Annotated in this window: 13 protein-coding genes; 7 read left to right on the top strand and 6 right to left on the bottom strand. The window is 62.7% G+C overall.

Annotated elements, in window-relative coordinates; genetic code table 11:
- The first annotated feature begins 290 nt into the window (after nucleotides 1-290).
- Nucleotides 291-2399 (top strand): sensor histidine kinase, encoded by a 2109-nt coding sequence (locus tag AB1286_RS27395; RefSeq protein ID WP_430366348.1) that lies wholly within the window; start codon nucleotides 291-293, stop codon nucleotides 2397-2399.
- Here the strand turns inward: AB1286_RS27395 and AB1286_RS27390 are convergent.
- Nucleotides 2366-3013 carry a response regulator transcription factor gene (locus AB1286_RS27390; RefSeq protein ID WP_430366347.1) on the bottom strand — a complete coding sequence of 216 codons (648 nt, stop codon included), beginning with the start codon at nucleotides 3011-3013 and terminating at the stop codon, nucleotides 2366-2368. The genes AB1286_RS27395 and AB1286_RS27390 overlap by 34 nt on opposite strands.
- Nucleotides 3014-3544: 531 nt before the next feature.
- Between AB1286_RS27390 and AB1286_RS27385 the strand changes: the two genes are divergently transcribed.
- From AB1286_RS27385 to AB1286_RS27370, 4 genes are all read left to right on the top strand, one after another.
- Nucleotides 3545-6628, top strand: a complete 3084-nt coding sequence (locus AB1286_RS27385; RefSeq protein ID WP_430366346.1) for an autotransporter outer membrane beta-barrel domain-containing protein — start codon at nucleotides 3545-3547, stop codon at nucleotides 6626-6628.
- Nucleotides 6629-6761: 133 nt separating this feature from the next.
- Entirely contained in the window at nucleotides 6762-8852 is a 2091-nt protein-coding gene (locus tag AB1286_RS27380) for a tetratricopeptide repeat-containing sulfotransferase family protein (protein WP_430366345.1), read from the top strand.
- Nucleotides 8852-10006 carry a glycosyltransferase family 9 protein gene (locus AB1286_RS27375; protein WP_430366344.1) on the top strand — a complete coding sequence of 385 codons (1155 nt, stop codon included), beginning with the start codon at nucleotides 8852-8854 and terminating at the stop codon, nucleotides 10004-10006. The genes AB1286_RS27380 and AB1286_RS27375 overlap by 1 nt, the downstream gene beginning before the upstream one ends.
- A 133-nt stretch (nucleotides 10007-10139) precedes the next feature.
- Complete coding sequence (locus AB1286_RS27370) at nucleotides 10140-10991, top strand: 2OG-Fe(II) oxygenase (RefSeq protein ID WP_430366343.1); 852 nt, start codon at nucleotides 10140-10142, stop codon at nucleotides 10989-10991.
- Nucleotides 10992-11153: 162 nt separating this feature from the next.
- Here the strand turns inward: AB1286_RS27370 and AB1286_RS27365 are convergent, their stop codons facing one another.
- Nucleotides 11154-11534 carry a hypothetical protein gene (locus AB1286_RS27365; RefSeq protein ID WP_430366342.1) on the bottom strand — a complete coding sequence of 127 codons (381 nt, stop codon included), beginning with the start codon at nucleotides 11532-11534 and terminating at the stop codon, nucleotides 11154-11156.
- On the opposite strand from AB1286_RS27365, the gene AB1286_RS27360 reads away from it, so the two are divergent.
- Nucleotides 11533-14790: an autotransporter domain-containing protein gene (locus AB1286_RS27360; RefSeq protein ID WP_430366341.1), complete on the top strand. Its 3258-nt coding sequence runs from the start codon at nucleotides 11533-11535 to the stop codon at nucleotides 14788-14790. The two genes, AB1286_RS27365 and AB1286_RS27360, sit on opposite strands and share 2 nt — an antisense overlap.
- 230 nt (nucleotides 14791-15020) lie before the next feature.
- On the opposite strand, the gene AB1286_RS27355 is transcribed toward AB1286_RS27360, so the two are convergent.
- Entirely contained in the window at nucleotides 15021-15893 is an 873-nt protein-coding gene (locus AB1286_RS27355) for a LysR substrate-binding domain-containing protein (RefSeq protein ID WP_430366340.1), read from the bottom strand.
- Between the two features lie 126 nt (nucleotides 15894-16019).
- Between AB1286_RS27355 and AB1286_RS27350 the strand changes: the two genes are divergently transcribed.
- Nucleotides 16020-16508: a lipocalin-like domain-containing protein gene (locus tag AB1286_RS27350; protein WP_430367338.1), complete on the top strand. Its 489-nt coding sequence runs from the start codon at nucleotides 16020-16022 to the stop codon at nucleotides 16506-16508.
- A 54-nt stretch (nucleotides 16509-16562) separates the two neighbouring features.
- Here AB1286_RS27350 and AB1286_RS27345 read toward each other — a convergent pair whose 3' ends face one another.
- The 3 genes from AB1286_RS27345 to betB are packed head-to-tail and all read right to left on the bottom strand — an operon-like array spanning nucleotide 16563 to nucleotide 21271.
- A complete protein-coding gene (locus tag AB1286_RS27345) occupies nucleotides 16563-18002 on the bottom strand; it encodes an MFS transporter (RefSeq protein ID WP_430366339.1) in 1440 nt (479 codons plus the stop codon).
- 40 nt (nucleotides 18003-18042) lie between these two features.
- The gene (gene betA, locus AB1286_RS27340) at nucleotides 18043-19773 is read right to left on the bottom strand and encodes a choline dehydrogenase (RefSeq protein WP_430366338.1); all 1731 of its coding nucleotides are present in this window, start codon (nucleotides 19771-19773) and stop codon (nucleotides 18043-18045) included.
- Nucleotides 19774-19792: 19 nt separating this feature from the next.
- Nucleotides 19793-21271 carry a betaine-aldehyde dehydrogenase gene (gene betB, locus AB1286_RS27335; protein ID WP_430366337.1) on the bottom strand — a complete coding sequence of 493 codons (1479 nt, stop codon included), beginning with the start codon at nucleotides 21269-21271 and terminating at the stop codon, nucleotides 19793-19795.
- Between the last annotated feature and the right edge of the window lie 35 nt (nucleotides 21272-21306).

The raw sequence follows: 21306 nt of genomic DNA, 5'->3' as shown, positions 1-21306 counted from the left end.
GTCCTCCGGCATCGCGGCGCCGAACCCACTATCCGTGGGGCTTAAACGCAACGACTCCATCTTCGTTGCTAAGTTCGTGCCTTTCACGAACATCCGGTATTCGTACGAATCGAGCGGAGTTCCCAAACGGCTTGGAATCTCGTGTCGACTGGCCTATGATCTGCGCCTCGTCAAGCAACGTCCGGCGTAGTGGTGAGAAGATGCGGGGCGGTTTGCGGCGCACGTGCAAGCCGAAGCGCCAAACCGCCAACCCCTCGTGCAAGCCGGATATCCGACTGAAGAAAGCCTTTATGAATACCGCCAGCCACGCGCGGCACCATGAACGTGACCTGACCTGGTTCTGCAAGATTGCGGTCTTGCTAAAGAGCAATGGGTGGACGATCTCCAATTTTCTCCGGGTTATGTTGCTCTGCTGGATTGCGCACGTGCCGGCGTCGGCCGCGGTGCGCCTGCCCGATTCCGGGCGCGTCGATCTCGAGCAATGGGCGTTGCTGCGCGACCCAGCTAGCGCACTTACTGTAGACCAGCTATCGAAACCGGAAGTGAGTGCGGCGTTTCAAGAACGACACGCCGCTCCTGCTCTTGGCTACGCGAAAGGCACAGTCTGGCTTAGGATCACGGTGATCCGCCCCGTACAGTCCTCCCCGGTTTGGCTGCTGGATCTGCGCTCGCCCTTATTGAAGGATGTCACCTTATATCTGCCGCGGCAAGACGCGGGATATCAGGAGCACGGTGTCGCAAATACACAGCCCTTCGTTCAGCGCGACATAGCGTATCGGGAGCCGCTGTTTCGTATCGATCTGCCGCCGGACCAACCCGTCACGCTGTATCTGCGAATACGTAGCCACAGCACGATGAGCTTCTCCATGGTGATGTGGTCGCCCGAGGTGTTCATTTCGGCGATGAGCAGCGAGTCGCTGCTATTCGGCTTATTCTTCGCAGCGCACGCAGTCCTGCTTATTTCGAGCATTTGGCTTTACCGCGTCACGCGCAATCCGTCGTTCGGCCTCTTCGGGCTGAGCGTGCTGGTGAATCTGTTCACATCACTCGGTGCCGAGGGATACCTTTATCAGTATCTTCTGCCAGGCTCCCCATCCGCGAGCGATGCAATCTATTTATGGAGCTGGCTGCTCGGGACGCCGGCGGGTACGTTGTTCGCTGCCGACTATCTTGGTTTGTTCGAATTACCCTATCGGCGCAAGACGGTTGCATTTTGCTGGGTCACGCTCGCGGCCGCGGTCCTCGCCGCTCCGTGGATGCTCGTGTTCAACGTCTGGTGGGTGCGGCCGCTGTACATGCTGTGGCAATTGGCCGTGCTGATGATCACGCTCTCGGTCGTCATCTGGCTGGTTTCGCGTGGGCAAAAGCCGGCCCGCGTATTTCTGTTCGTTTTGATCCTACTGCTGGGCGGTACCGCATTGCGTGTCGCACGCAACGTGGGGTGGGTCGCCCCGGGGCTTCTCGTCGACAACGCGACCTATCTCGGGATGCTGGCGTTCATGTTGATCATGAATTCGGCGATCAGTTGGCGCTATACCGACATGCGGGCAGAGAAAGAGGCCGCGCAGGCCGAAGCGCTGCGCGTTGCACTCCAGGCCGAGCGCGATCTCGAAGCGAAGGTCGCACTGCGTACTCAGGCGCTCAGGGAGGCGATGGAGCAGGTCGAGGAATCCCTCGCGCTGGAACGGCGAGCGCAGGACGAGCAGCGGCAGTTTCTCGCCACTGTCTCGCACGAGCTGCGAACGCCGCTGGCCGTGATCGATGCCACTGCGCAAAATCTCGACCTCGACGACTCACGTCGCGATCCGCTTACCTCTGCCCGGTATCAGAAGATCCTCCGCGCCACGCAGCGGTTGGCTGTGCTCGTGAACGACTCGCTGCATGAAGATGGCTTCGAGCTGCTACGGCGCGGTTTTCGAGCGACGCCTACCGAGCTGGTGCCCGTTCTGCAAGATGCTGCGGCTGCGGCAAGCCTGCTTTCGGAAGGGCACCATCTCGAGGTCGAAGCACATGACTTGGAGGGCGCGTTTTTGTGCGACGCGAGCCTGCTGCGCCTCGTCCTGCGCACGCTCGCCGACAACGCGGTGAAATACACGCCGCGAGGCACGCATGTCGTGCTGCGTGGAAGGCGGGTCGAGCGCGGCGTTGAACTCGAGGTGGAGGATAACGGCCCGGGTATTGCCGAGGCCGACCTGCCTCACGTTTTCGAGCGCTTTTATCGCGGCCAGAATGTCGGTCAGAAGCCCGGAACCGGGCTTGGTTTGCCGCTTGCCCTGCGAATGATCGAGATGCAGGGAGGTTCGCTGAGCCTGGATAGTGCGCCGGGCCGGGGCTGCCGCGCGAGGATTTTTCTGCCGTCCGACGTTCAAGTCAGCGCCAGCGGCTCGGCGAACGTATAGCCGATACGATGCGCGGTCTTGAGCGGTAATTCCGTACCCGCTTCGCTGCGCCAGCGCTGGCGCAGGCGACTGACCATCGCTTCGAGCCTTCGTTCGTCGTAGTCCAGCCATTTGTAGCCGAAGCACTCCGCGATCTGGCGACGACTGACCGGCTGCGACGGATGGCTGGCGAGCAATTCGAGCAGCGCGCTTTCACCGGCGGATACTTCCAGGCGGTTGCCTTGCGGTGCAACGAGCGCGCCGGCTTGCCGGTCGAGGCGCCAGTTGCTCACGACCCTTCGAGTCAAGGCTCGAAGAATCGCTTCAAGTTCGAGCAGCTTGATGGGTTTGACTAGATAATGATCCGCGCCGCCGGTCAGCCCGCTCACCTTGTCGTGGGTTTCGCCGCGCGCAGTCAGCATGACGATTCCGCAACTATCGCGCTTCTCCCTCAACCACGAAGCGGCCTCGAAACCATTGCCGTCGGGCAACATTACGTCGACCACGGCGATGTCGGCGTGCATCGCCAACGCTCGAAACTCCGCGACCGTCCCTGCGTGACTGACCAGCCAGCCACGTCTTTCCAGAAAGGCGGCTATCTCTTCGCGCAACTCGACCTCATCGTCGAGCAGCAAAACCTTACCCATATCTGTGTCCTACAGGTGCCTGTGCGTTGAGAACCATTCTTCGTTTTGCTTGACGTGGCAGGCGCAAGTTCGAGCCGATATCTCGACTCCTGCTCCAATGGGGCGCCTGTTGCGGTGTGACCTTTTCATGGTCACTACTCCCTCCACCGCAATACCGTCCGATCGGCACAGGTTCCACGCAGCCTTAGCCGCTTTTACGGCGGGATACCCGAAAACTTTAGGCCACCCACGCGGTATCGCGAATGCAGAGAACCGAACGTCACGCCGGCGCTCGAGCCTCGATGTCAGAACTTGTCAGCTTTTGGCTCCCCCGTTTCCCTAGAGTCGCTGGTCAATGTAGCGAGGCTTCGCCACGGCGTTTGCTCTTCGGCTCGCGGAGGTCGGAGAGGTAGATGACGGCTGCTTTTAAGGGCTACCCGTTTCGGGGTGCCCTAGCGATTCCGATCCGGACATGACGTTGATGCGCCCGCATAAGTTTTTTATTTGTAAATCGTAAATCATTAGACGGCAATTAAGCAGATGAAAAGAAACGCTTCTCAGATCCCGCGAGTCAAGGTCATTTCACTTGCCGTTGCTGCCGCGATGGCGGCTATTCCTCAATCGGCAGTGAGGGCGCAGTCGATCTCCGGGCCGCAGGGGTCGGTTACGGCGACTAACGGTACCAACATTACGATTACAAGTTCGGGGCAGATTTCTGGCGGGGCGACGGGCATTACTGTTGGCAGCGGCGTTTCGTTCGGTACGCTGAGCAACAACGGTGGCATGATTGCCGGTAACAGCAATGGCATCGTGAGCAATGGCACGATCAATGCGCTGAACAATGGCGGCTATATCAATGGTAGTCAAGCCGGTATCGTCAACGGCGGCTCCATTGGCACCCTGACCAATAGCGGCTCCGTCTCGGGGATGAACGGTATAAGCAACAACGGCTCGATCGGCGCACTGGCCAACAACGGCGGGACGATCTATGCCGGTGTCGCCGCCATTGACAACAATGGGGTGATCGGAGCCCTCACCAATAGCGGCACGATAGGTAACGATTCGCAGCTCAACAGCCACGTTATATCTAGTACCTACGGTATCTCAAACAGCGGGACGATTCGCACGCTGACCAATAGCGGCTTGGTCGCCGGTGATTCGGGCATCAGCAACACATCCTTCGGTACGATCGGTACGCTGACCAACAGCGGCACCATCGTCAGCGCTGGCGGTAACGCTATTTCCAACTCCAGTTCGATTGACACGCTGTCGAACAATAACGGCACGATCAGCGGCAATGCCGGTATCGCCAATAGCGGCACGATCGGGACCATTTCCAACAGCGGCACGATCACAGGCACCCTGACCTCCGGCATCAACAACAGTGGGACGATCAGCGCGCTATCCAATAGCGGCACGATCGGCGGTGCGCAATCGGGCATCGGCAACAGCGGCAAGATCAGTACGCTCTCCAACAATGGGGCGATCGGTTCGCTGGTCAATACCGCCCCCAGCAGCGGGATGAACCCGGGCGGCATGCCGGGCTTCAGCGGCTTCAGCAGCGGCGGTACGATCGGGACGCTCACCAACAACGGCAATATCGCGTCGCTCACTAACGGCGGCACGGTCGGTGGCGGCGCAGTAGGCATCAACAACGGCACGGGCGGCACGATCGGCCTGCTAACCAACAGCGGCACGATCACGGGCTCAAACTTTGCGCTAGATAACGCCGCGTCCGGCTCGCTGGGCACGATCATCAATTCAGGGGTGATCGCGGGCAACATCATGAATGCCTCGAGCCATGGGCTGGCGATCAACGGGGGGACGGGGACGGTCGTCGGTACGCTGACCGGCTACGGCGGAACGATCGGCACGATCACCAATACGGGGTCGAACGTGGTGTTCGGCTCGGGCAGCCTGGTGCTGAACGACGCGATCAACGTGGGCAGCGGCAATCAGGTGAATAACATCGGTGCGACGCTGCGGGTGAATGCGCCGATGACGATCACGGGCAACTATAACCAGGGAGCCGGTGCGACGTTGCTGTCGGGGGTGAGTTCGAGCACGAACTACGGGGAACTGGTTGTGACGGGCAACGCGACGATCGCCTCGGGCTCGTCGGTTGGGCTGACGAGCCAAGGCTATGCGCTCGTGGCTGGGCAACGCTACCTGGTGGTCGATGCGGCGGGCAGCGGCCAGTACAACGAGGGCAGCTTGCACTATTCGGCGCTGGGCTACAGCGGCACGATCATCGGGCAGGCGGTCACCGTGAATGGCCACAACGACCTGCAAGTCTGTCTTGCAACGTGTACGCCGACACCCACGCCGACACCCACACCGACGCCGACGCCGACACCGACGCCCACACCGACACCGACGCCCACACCGACGCCCACACCGACGCCCACACCGACGCCAACGCCAACGCCAACGCCAACGCCGACGCCAACGCCAACGCCGACGCCGACGCCAGCCACGGCTACGGCGCCGAACTCGATTGCTGCGCTCGGAGGGATGTCGCACTACACGGGTTTCGACGCAGGCTTGATGAACTTACAGAACGCGGTGCTCGCCGCGAACAGCGGCAACTCGAGCGCGGTGGCCAACCGCGTGGGTGCGCAGCTCGCGCCGGTGCATCCGGGCACCAGCGCGCGGGCCGCCGCGGCGCCGACCTTCGACGTGCTGTCGATCGTATCGGCGCACACCAACAGCCTGCGCCTGGCGCAGGCCGACGGCGAAGGGGTGACGCAATCGGGGGTGTCGACCGGCGAGCGTGCTCCGAGCTGGGGTGTATGGGGACAGGCGTTCGGGGGGCACGCGGGCCAAGGTGCGGTGGACCAAGTGGACGGCTACAGCGCGAACTACGGGGGACTGCTGTTGGGTGTGGACCGAGCGATCAACGAGCGTTGGCGAGCAGGGGGCGTGTTCAGCTACAGCAACACGCTGATCAACGGCACGGAGAACAGCGCGGGGGACTCGACGCGGGTGAACGGGTACGGGTTGATCGGCTACGCGAGCTATCTTGGCGCGCCGTGGTACCTGAACCTGAGCGGCGGGGTGGTGCAGCAGCGCTACGACACGACGAGGCAGATGAATCTGACGGGTTTCTCGTCGGTGGCCAACGGACAGTTTTCCGGGCAGCAGTACGTGGCTAACGTGGAAGGGGGCTGGCCGCTGGCGGTGGGAGGACTGACGGTGACGCCGCTGGCGAGCCTGACGTACAGCTATCAGCACGAGAACGCGTACACGGAAAGCGGTGGTGCGGGCGCGGCGCTGTCGGTGGGGGCGGCGCACAGCACGTCGGTGAGGAGTGCGTTGGGAGCGAAGCTGGAGCGAGGCTTCGAGAGCGCGTACGGCACGATCGTGCCGGACTTGCAGCTGAAGTGGGTGCACGAATACGTGCATACGCAGACGAGCACGGGGGCGAGCTTCGCGGCGGACCCGAGCGGGCAGACGGCGTTCACGACGGTGGGGGCCTCGCCCGTGTCGGATCTGGCGGACGTATCGCTGGGCGTGACGGTGCTGCGGGCGAACAACCTGACGTTGACGGCGCGCTACGAGTTGCAGGCCGCCCCGCGCTTCGTGTCGCAGACCGGCACCGTGCGCCTGCGTCAGCTGTTCTAAGTACCTCTAAGTACCTCTAAGCTTTTGGCGCGGAAGGGCGCATGGTTCGGTCCGACGGAACCATGTGCCCTTCGCGCTTCGCTCGTCATAGCATTTCTTCCTTTGAGTTTTTGTGTGTTTTGCGGAGTTCCCGATGTCAAGCATTACCCCAGATCCCGGTTCGATGAGCATCGCCGAGGCGCTCACCCGCGCGCATGCTCACTGGAACGCGGGTCAGGCCGACCAGGCTGAGCAGCTCTGCCAACGTGTGCTGGCCGCGTGGCCGGGCCAGGCGGACGCGCTGCACCTGCTGGGGTTGATCGCACACGCGTACGGCAACCTCGATCTGGCGATTGCCCACCTGCGAGAGGCGTGCAAGGCGCCGCGGGCTTCGGCGCTTTATTCGAGCAACCTCGCCGAGATGTGCCGTCAAAAGGGTCTGTTGGCCGAGGGGGAAGAGGCGGCGCGGCGGGCCGTGGCGATGGCCCCGTCGCTCGATACCGCTTGGAACAACCTGGGCATCGTGTTGCAGGAGGCCGGCAAGTTCGAGGAAAGCCGCGCATGTCTCGAACGCGTGCTTGCGCTCAAGCCCGAGTGGCCCGACGCGCACAACAACCTAGGCAACACCTGCCGTCGTCTTGGCCGCTTCGATCTAGCCGAGACGCACTATCGGCAGGCGCTGGTGCTCAACCCCGAGTATGCCGAGGCACACAGCAACCTCGCGTTCCTGCTCTCGACTCAGGGGCAGCATGACGAAGCCGCGCGCGCCGCACATCGTGCGATCGAGCTCAATCCCAGGCTCGTCGATGCCTACCTGAACCTGGCGGAGGTCGAGGCCTCGCGTTTTCGCTACGAAGCTGCATTGCGCGCATTGGACATGCTAAGGGCGTTCGCGCCTCAGCACCCGGCGGCGCTCGTCGCGTCCGCGAAGGCGCTGCGACAGCTCGAACGCTATGATGAAGCGCTCGGCTTCGCGAGGCAGGCCATCGCCGTTGCCCCTCGAAACGCGGAAGCGCAACAGACGTTGGCGTCCGTGCTCCAGGCGCTTGGGCATGCGCAGGATGCGCTCGCGGCATTCGAGCTGGCAGCCGGCCTACCCGGCACGGTCGCCGAGGAGGCGCTCGTGGGGCGCGCCACGCTGCTGATGGAGGCCGGGCGCAAAGAGGAAGCGCTGGCGGCGTTCGAGCATGCGCTCGCTACCTTTCCGGGGTCCGTGTTGGCGTTAGCCGGTCGCGCCGACGCTCGCAAGCTCGATGTGGGGGACCCCGATATTGCGGCGCTGGAGGCGTGTGTCGAGGAAGGCGGGCGGCGTTCTCTCACCGACCGTATTGCCGCACGCTTTGCGCTCGGTAAGGCCTATATGGATGCGGGCGATCCTGCGCGCGCGTTCGTGCATCTGGACGAGGGCAATCGTCTAAAACGCGCGAGCTTCGACTACGACTCGGGCGCGGCGGGTCGTTGGATGGAAGCCGTTGCGCGGTGCTTTGCGCAGGATCGATATGCGGGGCTTGCACGGGCGGATGAACGAACGGAGCTGCCGGTCTTCGTGGTCGGGATGCCGCGTTCGGGCACCACGCTGATCGAGCAGATCGTGTCGTCGCATCCGCAGGTGACCGGCGCGGGCGAGCTGTCGGCCCTCCGTCTGTCGGTGGACGGCAGCGGATACTTTCCCGAAGGCATGGTTTCGATGACCGCCGAGGACGCCGCGCGCATCGGGCGTGATTATCTCCGGCGTGTGACGCCGCTCGCGGGGGGGCGCGCGCGTCTGGTCGACAAGATGCCGGCCAATTTCATCTACGCCGGGCTGATCCCGTTGATTTTGCCCGGTGCGCGGATCATCCACGCCCGGCGCAATGCCGTGGATACTTGCCTCTCGTGCTACACGAAGCTGTTCGGTGGGGAGCAACGCTTCACTTACGATCAGACCGAGCTCGGCGAGTTCTATAGCCACTACGAGAAACTGATGGCGCACTGGCGTGCCGTGCTGCCGGCCGACCGTTTCATCGAGGTCGATTACGAAGCGGTGGTGGACGATGTCGAAAGTGAAGCACGGCGCCTGATCGATTTTCTGGGGCTGCCCTGGGATGCTGCGTGCCTGAATTTCCACGATAACCAGCGCATCGTGCGCACGGCAAGCGTCAACCAGGTACGCAAGCCGATCTACCGGACCTCGAAAGGCCGCTGGCAAGCCTACGCCCCTTGGCTCGGGCCGTTGCTCGCCGCGCTCGATGTCGAGGCGCCGTGATGTCGGGCGTCGCTTTCGACATCAACGCGATCGATAGCCAAGCTCGCCGGATGATTCAGTCGGGACAGTTCGAGCAAGCGGAGGCGCTCGTGCGGCCCTATCTGGCGAGCGGTCGCGGACCGCTTGCGCTGTGGAAGCTGCTTGCGGCCGCCATTCGTCCGCAGGGGTGCATCGCCGAGACCCGCGCGATCCAGCAGATGCTGGTCGAGCAGGTACCCGGCGATTTCGCGACGCGTTTCGACCTGTCCGAAACGCTGCTGTTGCTGGGCGAATTCGAACGCGGCTGGCGCGAGTACCGGCACCGCTACAGTCTCGCGCACACGACGCAGATCGAGCGGAAGGTGCAGCGGCCGCGTTGGAACGGCGAGCCGATTCCGGGCAAGACGCTATTGATTCACGACGAACAAGGGTATGGCGACACCTTTCAGTTCATGCGGATGGTGCGCTGGGCAAAAGCCAAAAGCGGTGCCCGGGTGGTCCTGGAGATAAACGCGGACACGCTGCCGCTAGCACGGCGCATGGAAGGTTACGACGACCTCTTGGAGCGCGGCAGCTTGCCGCCTGCGTTCGACGTCCACTGCGAAATGATGAGTCTGCCGATGGCGATGGGGCTCACGCTGGCCGATCTTCCCGGGTCGACGCCGTATTTGACGGCCGACCCGCAACGTATCGCGAAGTGGCGGCAGCGGCTCGCCGATCTGCCGCGTCCGCTCGTCGCGCTGGTATGGGCGGGGCGTCCGACGCACGTGAACGATGCGAACCGTTCGCTGCATCTCGACCAGCTTGCCCCGCTCGCCGTGCCAGGCGTCACCTTCGTGTCGATCCAGAAAGGGCCGGCCGAGGCGCAGGCGATGAGTCCACCGGCGGGCTTGCCGGTCATACCGCTGTCGAGCGAGATCCAAGACTTCGAGGATACGGCGGCGATTTTGAGCGTCGTCGATCTGCTGGTCTCGGTCGATTCGTCGCCGGTGCATCTAGCCGGTGCGCTGGGCCGTCCGGCTTGGGTGATGTTGCCGATGGTGCCCGATTGGCGATGGCTGCTCGAGCGCAGCGATACGCCTTGGTATCCGACGCTGCGCCTATTTCGCCAGAAGTCGCGCGGTAATTGGTGCGATGTCGTGGACGCGATGGCGTCCGAACTCGCGCGCTTCTAGCCACCGACGACGCCGACAAGCGTCGTGCGGCGGAGAAGCGGTTTGGGAAATGTCTAGACGTGTATGGCCGCGATATTCGCTCTCGATGGCCTTGCGCAAAGACGAGTGAACGCGGCCCAAGGAGAAGAGATCAATGCAGTTTGTCGACGCCACTTGGGAAGCCTGGCTGACCGATAACGTACACCGTGGCTGCACCGCGCAGTCCATGGTAGAGGCCATGGTGGGAGCGGGTTTCGATCCGAAGGTAGCCGGTGCCGCCGTGCAACGCGCAATCGGTGGCGATGCAGGGTTCGAGGCGAGTTCGGCTCGCGGCAAGCTCGGCGAATATCAGTATGACCGTGGCCCTGTCTCGGGCGGCAATTCGATTCGCGCGTTCGATCGCGACGTCAAGGTATTGATGCGCTGTGAGCGACCGCAGGTCGTGCTCTTCGGAGATGTTCTGTCTGGCGAGGAATGTGCCGAGATGATCGAGCGTTCGCGACACCGGCTCGAGCGATCCACGACGGTCCATCCGGAGACGGGGCGTGAGGACATCATTCGCAATCGTACGAGCGAGGGCATCTGGTTTCAACGCGGCGAAGATGCATTCATCGAGCGCCTCGAGCAGCGTATTGCAAACCTCATGAACTGTCCGGTCGAAAACGGCGAGGGGTTCCAGGTACTCCACTATGGCGTCGGAGCCGAATATCGGCCGCATTTCGACTACTTCCCTCCCGAGCAAGCCGGCAGCGCGGTTCATACCGCGCGCGGCGGACAACGGGTGGCGACGCTGGTCCTTTACCTGAATGACGTGCCTGGCGGCGGCGAGACCGTGTTCCCCGACGCGGGGCTGGCGGTCGTCGGCCGACAGGGCGGCGCCGTGTATTTCCGCTACATGAACGGCCTGCGGCAGCTCGATCCTTTGACCTTGCACGGCGGCGCGCCGGTATTGTCCGGCGACAAATGGATCATGACGAAGTGGGTGCGCGAGCGGGCTTATGTGTGAGCCGGGATGAGAGCGCGATGCGAGGCTCGTCGTCCTTCGACAGGTAGCGAGCGTACCCGCACATACGTCGTGTTTTCGCCCAAACGTTTGCGCTTGAAATCGTTCGCTCGCTGTCAGCTTTTGTCAGATATTGCGATGCGCGCTTGGATACGCTCTGCCTCGCTAGAGTTTCAAGAACGCGAGATAAATGATGAAAAGCCAGAGCATCCGTAATCCCAAGCAAAAGAAGGTCGTACTGGCGATCGCCGCAGCGTTAGCGGCGATTGCTTCGGCACAGGTGCAAGCCACCGGCGCCTGTTCGGTCACTGCGCCGACTACGTCGGCCGTCAATTGGAGTTCGGGCGATTGCGTGATCTCCAGCAGTGGCGCTATCACTGGGAATGGAAACCTGAACATCGGTACCGGCGTAAGCGTGGGCACCTTAACCAACGCCGGCACCATTAATTCGAGTACGCTTGCCATCTGGAATTCAGGGTCGATCGCTTCGTTGAACAATGTCAACGGCGGTACTTTGAGCGGCCGGGCAGGCGTGTACAGCGGCATGTCCGGCACGATCGGAGCGCTGACCAACTCCCTCGGCGGCTTCATCAGCGGCACGAGGGACGGCATAGACGTGGATGGGGTGCTTGGTACGCTGACCAACAGCGGTACGATCAGCGGCGCTTCGTTCGGGATCTACGACAACGGAGGCACGATCGGTACGCTGACCAATAGCGGTATGATCAGCGGTGCGCTCGGCATCAGCAACAATAAGACGATCGGTACGCTGATCAACAGCGGCACGATCACCGGCTCCAGTTTCGGTATCGCAAACGGCGGAGTGTCCGGAACGCTGGCCACGATCGGCCAACTGACGAATAATGCCGGCGGTTCCATTAGTTCGCTGTCCAATAGCACGTCCGGCTTCATCGGCGGCGTGGCAAACGCCTCGGGTATCACCAACGGCGGCACGATCGGCACGGTGACCAACAGCGGGACCATAGGCGCGACGATCAGCGCCGTGGGCATCGGAAATCACGGCTCAATCGGGACGCTCGTCAACAACGCAGGCGCGACGATCCAGGGCGGTTTCGACGGCATCCAAAGCTTTGGCGCGATCGGTCAGTTGAGCAACGGCGGCGTCATCACCGGCTCTTATGGCATTTCGAACGTCGGCGGTACGATCGGCACGTTGACCAATAGCGGCGTCATCAGCGGCGGCACTGGCGGTATTTCCAATAGTTTGGGTGTGATCGTTACGCTAACGAATACGGGCACAATCACCGAGCGTATGACGGGCATCGGCAACACCGGCACGATCAGTGTGCTCGCCAACAGTGGCGCGATTTCTAGTAGCGCGATCTTTAACCAAAGCGCAGGGATCCTAAACAACGGCGTATCGGGCACGCTGGCCGCGATCGGCCAGTTGACGAATAGTGCCACCGGCTCGATCAATTCGCTGAATAACGGTACGTATGGTGTGATCGGCGGTATGGGCGTCGCGGCGGGTGTGTCCAATAGCGGCACGCTCGGGGTGCTGAACAACAATGGCACGATTAGTGGCGGTCACGCGGGCCTAGTCAACAGCGGCACGATTGGAGGGCTGTACAGCTTCAACACGATCAGCGCGCTGTCCAACACCGGCACGATTAATTTGCTGAACAACGGCGGCACGATTGGTCACGGCGAATCCGGTATAGAAAACGACGGAGTGATCGTTTGGCTGACCAACAGCGGCGTGATTGTCGGCAACAGTAGCCCTATTTACAACAGCGGCACGATCGGTACGCTCACCAACAGCGGCACGATCGGCCCGCATAGTGCATCGGGTATCGGCAACAGCGGTACGATCGGTACGTTGACCAATAGCGGCACGATCAGCGGCACTCACAACGCGATCTTCAACAGCTCGAGCGGTACCCTCGGTGCGATCACCAATTCAGGGGTGATCGCGGGCAACATCTGGAACGATTCGAGCAATGTTTTGACGATCAACGGCGGGGCGGACTCGGCATTCGGTACGCTGACCGGCTACGGCGGAACGATCGGCACGATCACCAATACGGGGTCGAACGTGGTGTTCGGCTCGGGCAGCCTGGTGCTGAACGACGCGATCAACGTGGGCAGCGGCAATCAGGTGAATAACATCGGTGCGACGCTGCGGGTGAATGCGCCGATGACGATCACGGGCAACTATAGCCAGGGAGCCGGTGCGACGCTGCTGTCGGGGGTGAGCTCGAGCACGAGCTACGGGGAACTGGTTGTGACGGGCAACGCGACGATTGCCTCGGGCTCGTCGGTTGGGCTGACGAGCCAAGGCTATGCGCTCGTGGCTGGGCAACGCTACCTGGTGGTCGATGCGGCGGGCAGCGGCCAGTACAACGAGGGCAGCTTGCACTATTCGGCGCTGGGCTACAGCGGCACGATCATCGGGCAGGCGGTCACCGTGAATGGCCACAACGACCTGCAAGTCTGTCTTGCAACGTGTACGCCGACACCCACGCCGACGCCGACGCCGACACCCACGCCGACGCCAACGCCAACGCCAACGCCGACGCCAACGCCAACGCCAACGCCAACGCCGACGCCGACGCCGACGCCGACGCCCACACCGACGCCAACACCGACGCCAACACCGACGCCAACACCGACGCCAACGCCGACGCCAGCCACGGCTACCGCGCCGAACTCGATTGCTGCGCTCGGAGGGATGTCGCACTACACGGGTTTCGACGCAGGCTTGATGAACCTACAGAACGCGGTGCTTGCCGCGAACAGCGGCAACTCGAGCGCGGTGGCCAACCGCGTGGGTGCGCAGCTCGCGCCGGTGCATCCGGGCACCAGCGCGCGGGCCGCCGCGGCGCCGACCTTCGACGTGCTGTCGATCGTATCGGCGCACACCAACAGCCTGCGCCTGGCGCAGGCCGACGGCGAAGGGGTGACGCAATCGGGGGTGTCGACCGGCGAGCGTGCTCCGAGCTGGGGTGTATGGGGACAGGCGTTCGGGGGGCACGCGGGCCAGGGTGCGGTGGACCAAGTGGACGGCTACAGCGCGAACTACGGGGGACTGCTGTTGGGTGTGGACCGAGCGATCAACGAGCGTTGGCGAGCAGGGGGCGTGTTCAGCTACAGCAACACGCTGATCAACGGAACGGAGAACAGCGCGGGGGACTCGACGCGGGTGAACGGGTACGGGTTGATCGGCTACGCGAGCTATCTTGGCGCGCCGTGGTACCTGAACCTGAGCGGCGGGGTGGTGCAGCAGCGCTACGACACGACGAGGCAGATGAATCTGACGGGTTTCTCGTCGGTGGCCAACGGACAGTTTTCCGGGCAGCAGTACGTGGCTAACGTGGAAGGGGGCTGGCCGCTGGCGGTGGGAGGACTGACGGTGACGCCGCTGGCGAGCCTGACGTACAGCTATCAGCACGAGAACGCGTACACGGAAAGCGGTGGTGCGGGCGCGGCGCTGTCGGTGGGGGCGGCGCACAGCACGTCGGTGAGGAGTGCGTTGGGAGCGAAGCTGGAGCGAGGCTTCGAGAGCGCGTACGGCACGATCGTGCCGGACTTGCAGCTGAAGTGGGTGCACGAATACGTGCATACGCAGACGAGCACGGGGGCGAGCTTCGCGGCGGACCCGAGCGGACAGACGGCGTTCACGACGGTGGGGGCCTCGCCCGTGTCGGATCTGGCGGACGTATCGCTGGGCGTGACGGTGCTGCGGGCGAACAACCTGACGTTGACGGCGCGCTACGAGTTGCAGGCCGCCCCGCGCTTTGTGTCGCAGACCGGCACCGTGCGCCTGCGTCAGCTGTTCTAAGTACGGCCACCCTTTGGTGCGCCGAGTGCTCGTTCGATCGACGGCCGACGAGCACGGGGCGCGATGTAAGTCCGTTCGAATGCTTCCGCGTATTCGAAGTCGATTTGCATCGCGCCCGGACGAACCGTCGTCGCACTATTCCACTCGAACTCGACTTCGAAACCATCGCGTCCCGACATGCCGAACTTGCGCGCTCGGGCTGGACCATCGGCGACTGTCATAGTCCCTTTTCAATCGAGATGCGCCGCTGCATTGTCGAGTACCACGCGTTTCAGTTGCGCCAGCGCGGGCGAAACGTCTTTTGGCCGGCTGTGCAAACAGAGTTCGACCGTCGGCAGCGGAGGCAGGCCATCCTTTTCGCCGAGTTGCCTAAGCGATGACGGGATGCCGGCCGCTGTTCTCAACGTAATCCCGAGACCCGCCGCGACGCCGGACCAAAGGCTTTGAAGACTGGCGGTGGTGTAGGCGAGTCGCCAAGAGATATGAGCGTTATCGAGTGCTTCGATCCCGGCTCGGCGAAACAAGCAAGGCGATTGATACAACGCCAAATCCAAAGGACGGCCGGGGCTCAAGCGCATCTGTGCGTCGCAAGGCCCGATCCATGTCATCGGCAACATCGCGAGGGGCTCGGCATCGGGACGGCTACCGTGCCCCAGGACCAGCACGAGATCCAGTTCTCCCCGGTCGAGTCGCTCAAGCAGCAGGGCATTGCGTTCGACCGCGACTTCTACGCGAACCGCCGGATGGGTTTTCTTGAATTGCCCGAGCGCAGCAGGCAACCAAGTTTCCGCGAAATCGCCAGGAAGGCCGAAGCGCACCGCCCCTTCGACGCTTGCGCCGCGCACCGCGCGGACAGCTTCATCGTTGAGATCCAGAATACGGCGGGCGTATGACAGAATCAAATCGCCGAATTCAGTCAATACCAAGCCTCGCCCTTGACGGCGGAATAACGGCTGGCCGATCTGTTCCTCGAGCTTGCGCATCTGTTGGCTAACGGCGGATTGAGATCGGCCGATGCGCTCAGCCGCCCGATGCAGACTGCCTAATTGCTGAGTCGCCAGGAGCGTGCGTAAAGCATCCATATCGAGGTTGGGCAAAGGCATAGTTCAGTTTTACTGAAGCAACGGTGCGGAATTATCGCATTCATTACAGTCTCGCTATGACTAAGATGGACGCCGGTTAGCCCAATCATGGAGAACGCTATGCCTAGCCGTATTTTTGGACACCGCATGTTCGGTGCCGCTATTTTTGCATGCGCGGCAGTGGCGAGCGCAGGGTACGCCGGCGCCGCGACCGTCGCACCGGTATTTGCAGGAACGTGGACATTGGTCGCGGCGGACGTCGTACATCCTGACGGCTCCCGCGCGCACGACTATGGCGCGGCACCCAGCGGCCTTCTGGTCATTGACACGCAGGGACGTTATTCGCTGCAAATCTTTAAGGCGGAGCGTGCGCGCTTCGCTTCAGGCGATAAGTCCGCCGGCACGGCTGACGAGTACAAAGCCGCGGTCACGGGCTCGAGTACGCACTTCGGCACGATCGGCGTCGATCCCAAGGGCGGGACCCTGGTCTTTCATATCGAACATGCATCGTTCCCGAATTGGGAAGGCGAGGAGCAAAAGCGTAGCTATGAACTCAACGGAGACGAATTGAGCTATCGCGTCGCGCCGAGACCGAATGGAGATGTACCGATTTCGGTCTGGCGACGCATCAATTAGCGGTCGGAAGTCGCGTTTAGTGCGGCCGTCTTCGATCAAGTGCTCGCGCGCCGACTACCGAGCCTTATCGAACGCGGCGACATATCCATCCGCGTTCGCCGCCCCGCCATCGCTTTGCCCCAATGCTTCGAGTGCAAGGCCCTTGGTCTCGATGCCCATCGTCGCAACGGCGATGGCGGCCAGCGCAAACGAGCACGCGCCGAGCGTGAACACGCCGCCTTGTCCGAACGTGGGTAGCACGACGCCCACTGCATAAGGGCCGATCAACGAACCGATCCGTCCTATCGCCGAAGCGAAGCCCGAGCCGGTCGCACGCGCCCCCGTGCCGTACAGCTCGGGCGTGTATGTATAAAGTGCGGCCCACATCCCAAACAAGAAGAACTGCATGGCGAGCCCGGCGCAAATGACGAGCGCGACGCTTGCACCATGCAGCGCTGCTTGGCCATAGACGTAGGCCATTACCGCCCCACCCACCAGGGAAGCCACGCAGGTGGGCTTACGTCCCCACCGTTCGACGAGCCACGCCGCGCAAAGAAAACCGGGAACGCCTGCCAACGAAATCCAAACCGTGTAGAGCACCGATTTGGCGACGGCGACGCCCGATTGCTGCATCAATGCGCCGAGCCAAGAGGTGAGCCCGTAAAACCCCAGCAGGGCAAAAAACCAGAGCGTCCAAACCATGATGGTGCGGGTACGGTAGGTACTGCTCCATATCTCCCGGAACGCGCCTTGTTTCCGCTGGAGCGGCGGCTGGCTATGAGCGATGATCGGAGCAGGCAATTCACGTAGTCCGCAAGCGCGCATCACTTTGGCTTCGATCGACGAGAGCACCGATTGTGCTTCGCGCAGGCGGCCGCGATGCTCAAGCCAGCGCGGCGATTCGGGAACGATGCGACGCACGACCAAAACGAATACGGCCGGAATCGCGAGCAGCGCAAATACGGTACGCCAACCGAAGCTCGGTATGACGAAGTACGAGACGACCCCCGATGCGATAAACCCGAGCGGCCAGAAGCCATCCATCAGGGCGATCAAGCGCCCGCGCGAAGCCGCCGGTACGAATTCGGAAAGCAACGCCTGCGCAACCGGGAATTCCATCCCCATGCCGATACCGAGCAAGATGCGGTACACGATCAAGGCATCGACGTTTTGCGCGGTCGAGCATAAATACGACGCGGCCCCCCAAAGCACCATGCTCCATTGGAAAACGGGGCGCCGCCCGAAACGATCGGCGAGCAAGCCGGCCACGGCCGCGCCCGCCACCATGCCGAAAAAGCTCGCGCTTGCTACGAGACCGGCCGCAGCCGTGCTCAAGCCGAACTCCTTTTTGATCGATCCGAGCACGAACGTCATCGTGCCCAAGTCGACCGAGTCGAAGAAAAAGGCGAGGGCGATGACGATGAACAGCAGGCGGTGATACGACGAGAACGGCAGGCGTTCGAGTCGTGCGGCGGCGCTCGCGCGCAGCGGCGTCGTGGGGGCGGCTTTCGGCATGGCGGGTTCCGAGTGAGAAGTCGGTTGGAATCCGTTCGGACTAGCTAGCGATACTCGCGGTCGATCGGGGGGCTTTCGCACCGCCTGGCGCGGTGGCCGATGCCCCCTCTCGTGCGGGCGCTCCGTTCGCCACGTAATACGGTACTTCGACGCGCGGCAGCGGCGAGCGCCCCCGAATGCGATCGGCGATCTTTTCGGCCAGCATGATCGTCGGTGCATTCAAATTGCCGGTCGTGATGCGAGGCATGATCGAAGCATCGACGACACGCAGGCCGTCGATACCATGCACACGCCCTTCGCTATCCACGACCGACATGTCGTCGTATCCCATCGCGCACGAGCAAGACGGGTGATAAGCCGTTTCCGCGCGCGCCCGGACGAACGCGTCGAGCTCGGCATCGGTTTTGAGTTCGCCGCCGGGGCTCAGCTCGCGTCCGCGATACCGATCGAGCGCTCGCTGCCCGATGATGTCGCGTGTCGCGCGGATGCCGTCGCGGAACTCACGCCAGTCGAGCGGCTCGGCCATGTAGTTGAATAGGATGCTCGGATGGGCGCGCGGATCGCGCGAGCGGAGCCGGATGCGGCCACGACTGGGGGAGCGCATGGACCCCATGTGCGCTTGGAAGCCATGCATCTTGATCGCGTTCGAGCCGTTGTAGTTGATGGCGATCGGCAAGAAATGGTATTGAATGTTCGGCCAGGGATCGTCGTCGCGCGTTCGAATAAAGCCCCCCGCTTCGAACTGATTGCTCGCGCCGATACCCGTACCGTTGACGAGCCATTCCAACCCGATCGCGGGCTGGTTGTACCATTGCAGCGCGGGATAGAGCGAGACGGGCTCTTTGCACTCGTACTGCATGTAGATCTCGAGATGATCTTGCAGATTGCGGCCCACGCCCGGTAGATCGAGCACGACGGGTACATCGAGTTCGGTGAGCCACTCGCCGGGCCCGACGCCCGAGCGTTGCAGCAGTTGAGGCGAGGCGATCGCGCCCGAGCATACGAGCACTTCGCGGCGCGCATGCGCCGTCACCGGTGCGTCATGTTGCAGATAGGTCACGCCGGTGGCGCGTTTTCCCGAGAACAAGACGCGATCCGCCTGCGCATGCGTGACGATCGTCAGGTTCGGTCGTTCGCGTGCTTGATCGAGGTAGCCCCGCGCGGTGCTCGCGCGTCGACCTTGCGCGGTCACGGTCCGATCCATCGGGCCGAAGCCCTCCTGCTGGTAGCCGTTCAAGTCGTCGGTGCGCGGATAGCCTGCTTGCACGCCGGCCTCGACCATCGCACCGAACAGCGGATTGTTGCCGGGCTTACTCGTCGTGACATGCACGGGGCCGTCGCCGCCGTGATAATCGTTGGGGCCGACGTCGCGCGTTTCGGCTTTCTTGAAGTAGGGCAGGCAATCGAGGTAACTCCAATTCTCGAGCCCCTTGTTTTGCGCCCAGCCGTCGTAATCGAGTGCGTTACCGCGGATGTAGCACATGCCGTTGATCAACGACGACCCGCCAAGTCCCTTGCCTCGGCCGCATTCCATGCGGCGATGATTCATGTGCGGTTCGGGCTCTGTCTCGTACGCCCAGTTGTAACGCCGGCCCTGCAAGGGGTAGGCGAGCGCGGCCGGCATTTGCGTGCGGAAGTCGAACCGGTAATCGGGGCCGCCTGCCTCGAGCAGCAAGACGGTGACGTCGGCGTCTTCGGTCAGGCGCGTGGCCAGCACGTTGCCGGCCGAACCCGCGCCGACGATGATGTAGTCGTATTCCTTGGCACTCACGGGCGCTCTCCTTCGTCCTTCAGAACACGGGCCGATAGGGGCCGAGTTCGACCTGAACCGATTTGATCTGGGTGTAATGCTCGAGCGTGGCGATCCCGTTCTCGCGGCCGACCCCCGATTGCTTATAGCCGCCGACAGGCATTTCCGCCGGCGATTCGCCCCATGTATTGATCCAGCAAATGCCGGCTTCGAGGCGGTGGATTACTCGGTGTGCACGGGAGAGACTCTCGGTGACGACACCGGCGGCCAAACCGTAATGCGTCGCGTTGGCTCTCGCAATGACTTCGCTCTCGTCGTCGAATTCGAGTAGGCACATCACGGGGCCGAAAATCTCTTCGCGCACGATGCGCATATCGTCGCGGCAATCGGCGAAGACCGTCGGCGCGACGTACTGGCCATGCGAGAAAGGACCATCGGCGAGGCGCATGCCGCCCGCGACGAGGCGAGCCCCCTCGCGCTTTCCGCTATCGATGTAGTCGAGCACTTTACCCAGTTGCGCTGCACTTGCGAGCGGGCCGAAGTTCGTGTCGGGATCGGTGGGCTTGCCTACGCGGATGCGCTTGACGCGCTGCGCGACGAGCGCCTCGAAGCGGGCCATGACCGAGCGTTGTACGAACACGCGCGTGCCGTTCGTACAAACTTGGCCGGCGCTGAAAAAGTTTGCCGTGACGGCGATATCGGCTGCGCGTTCGAGATCGGCGTCCGCAAATACGATCAACGGCGATTTGCCGCCGAGCTCCATCGTCACCTCCTTCAGCGACGAGGCCCCCGCCATCGACATGACTTTCTTGCCCGTCTCCACGCCACCCGTAAACGAAACCTTCGCGATGGACGGATGTTGGGCCAGCATCGCGCCGACGGATCCTCCGCCTTGCACGACGTTGAACACGCCGGGCGGTACACCTGCTTCGGTATAGATTTCGGCCAGCTTCAGCGCCGACAACGGCGTGATTTCACTGGGCTTGAAAATCATCGCGTTGCCCGCGGCGAGCGCGGGCGCCGACTTCCAGCAGGCGATTTGAATCGGGTAGTTCCATGCACCGATGCCCGCACATATGCCCAAGGGCTCGCGTCGCGTATAGACGAACGAATCTTCACGCAAGGGAATCTGGCTCCCCTCGAGCGCCGGCGCGAGGCCCGCGTAGTACTCGATGACGTCCGCGCCCGTCACGATATCCACGGCCCGCGTTTCGGCGATCGGTTTCCCGGTGTCGCGCATTTCGAGTTCGGCGAGCTCGTCGTTACGCGCACGCAGCAAGTCGACCGCGCGTCGCAAAACGCGCGAGCGCGTCATCGCGCTTTGCGCCGCCCATTCGCGTTGCCCGTCGCGGGCCGACGCCACGGCGCGCTCGATGTCGTCGCGGCCCGCTTGTCCGACCGTTGCCAAGCATTCGCCCGTGGCGGGATCGAACGTGGCGAAGGTTTCGCCCGAGGTCGCATCGACATACGTTCCCCCGATGTAGAGACGCTGTGGGCCATAGACGGAGGACTGGGTCATCGACAATCTCCAAGAAGCTTTGTCAGTGATTCGAA

This window comes from Trinickia sp. NRRL B-1857 (assembly GCF_050470685.1).
In the GTDB taxonomy this organism is placed as follows: Bacteria; Pseudomonadota; Gammaproteobacteria; order Burkholderiales; family Burkholderiaceae; genus Trinickia.
Note: the sequence above shows the minus strand (reverse complement) of the source record. Positions and strands in the feature narration are given on the sequence as shown.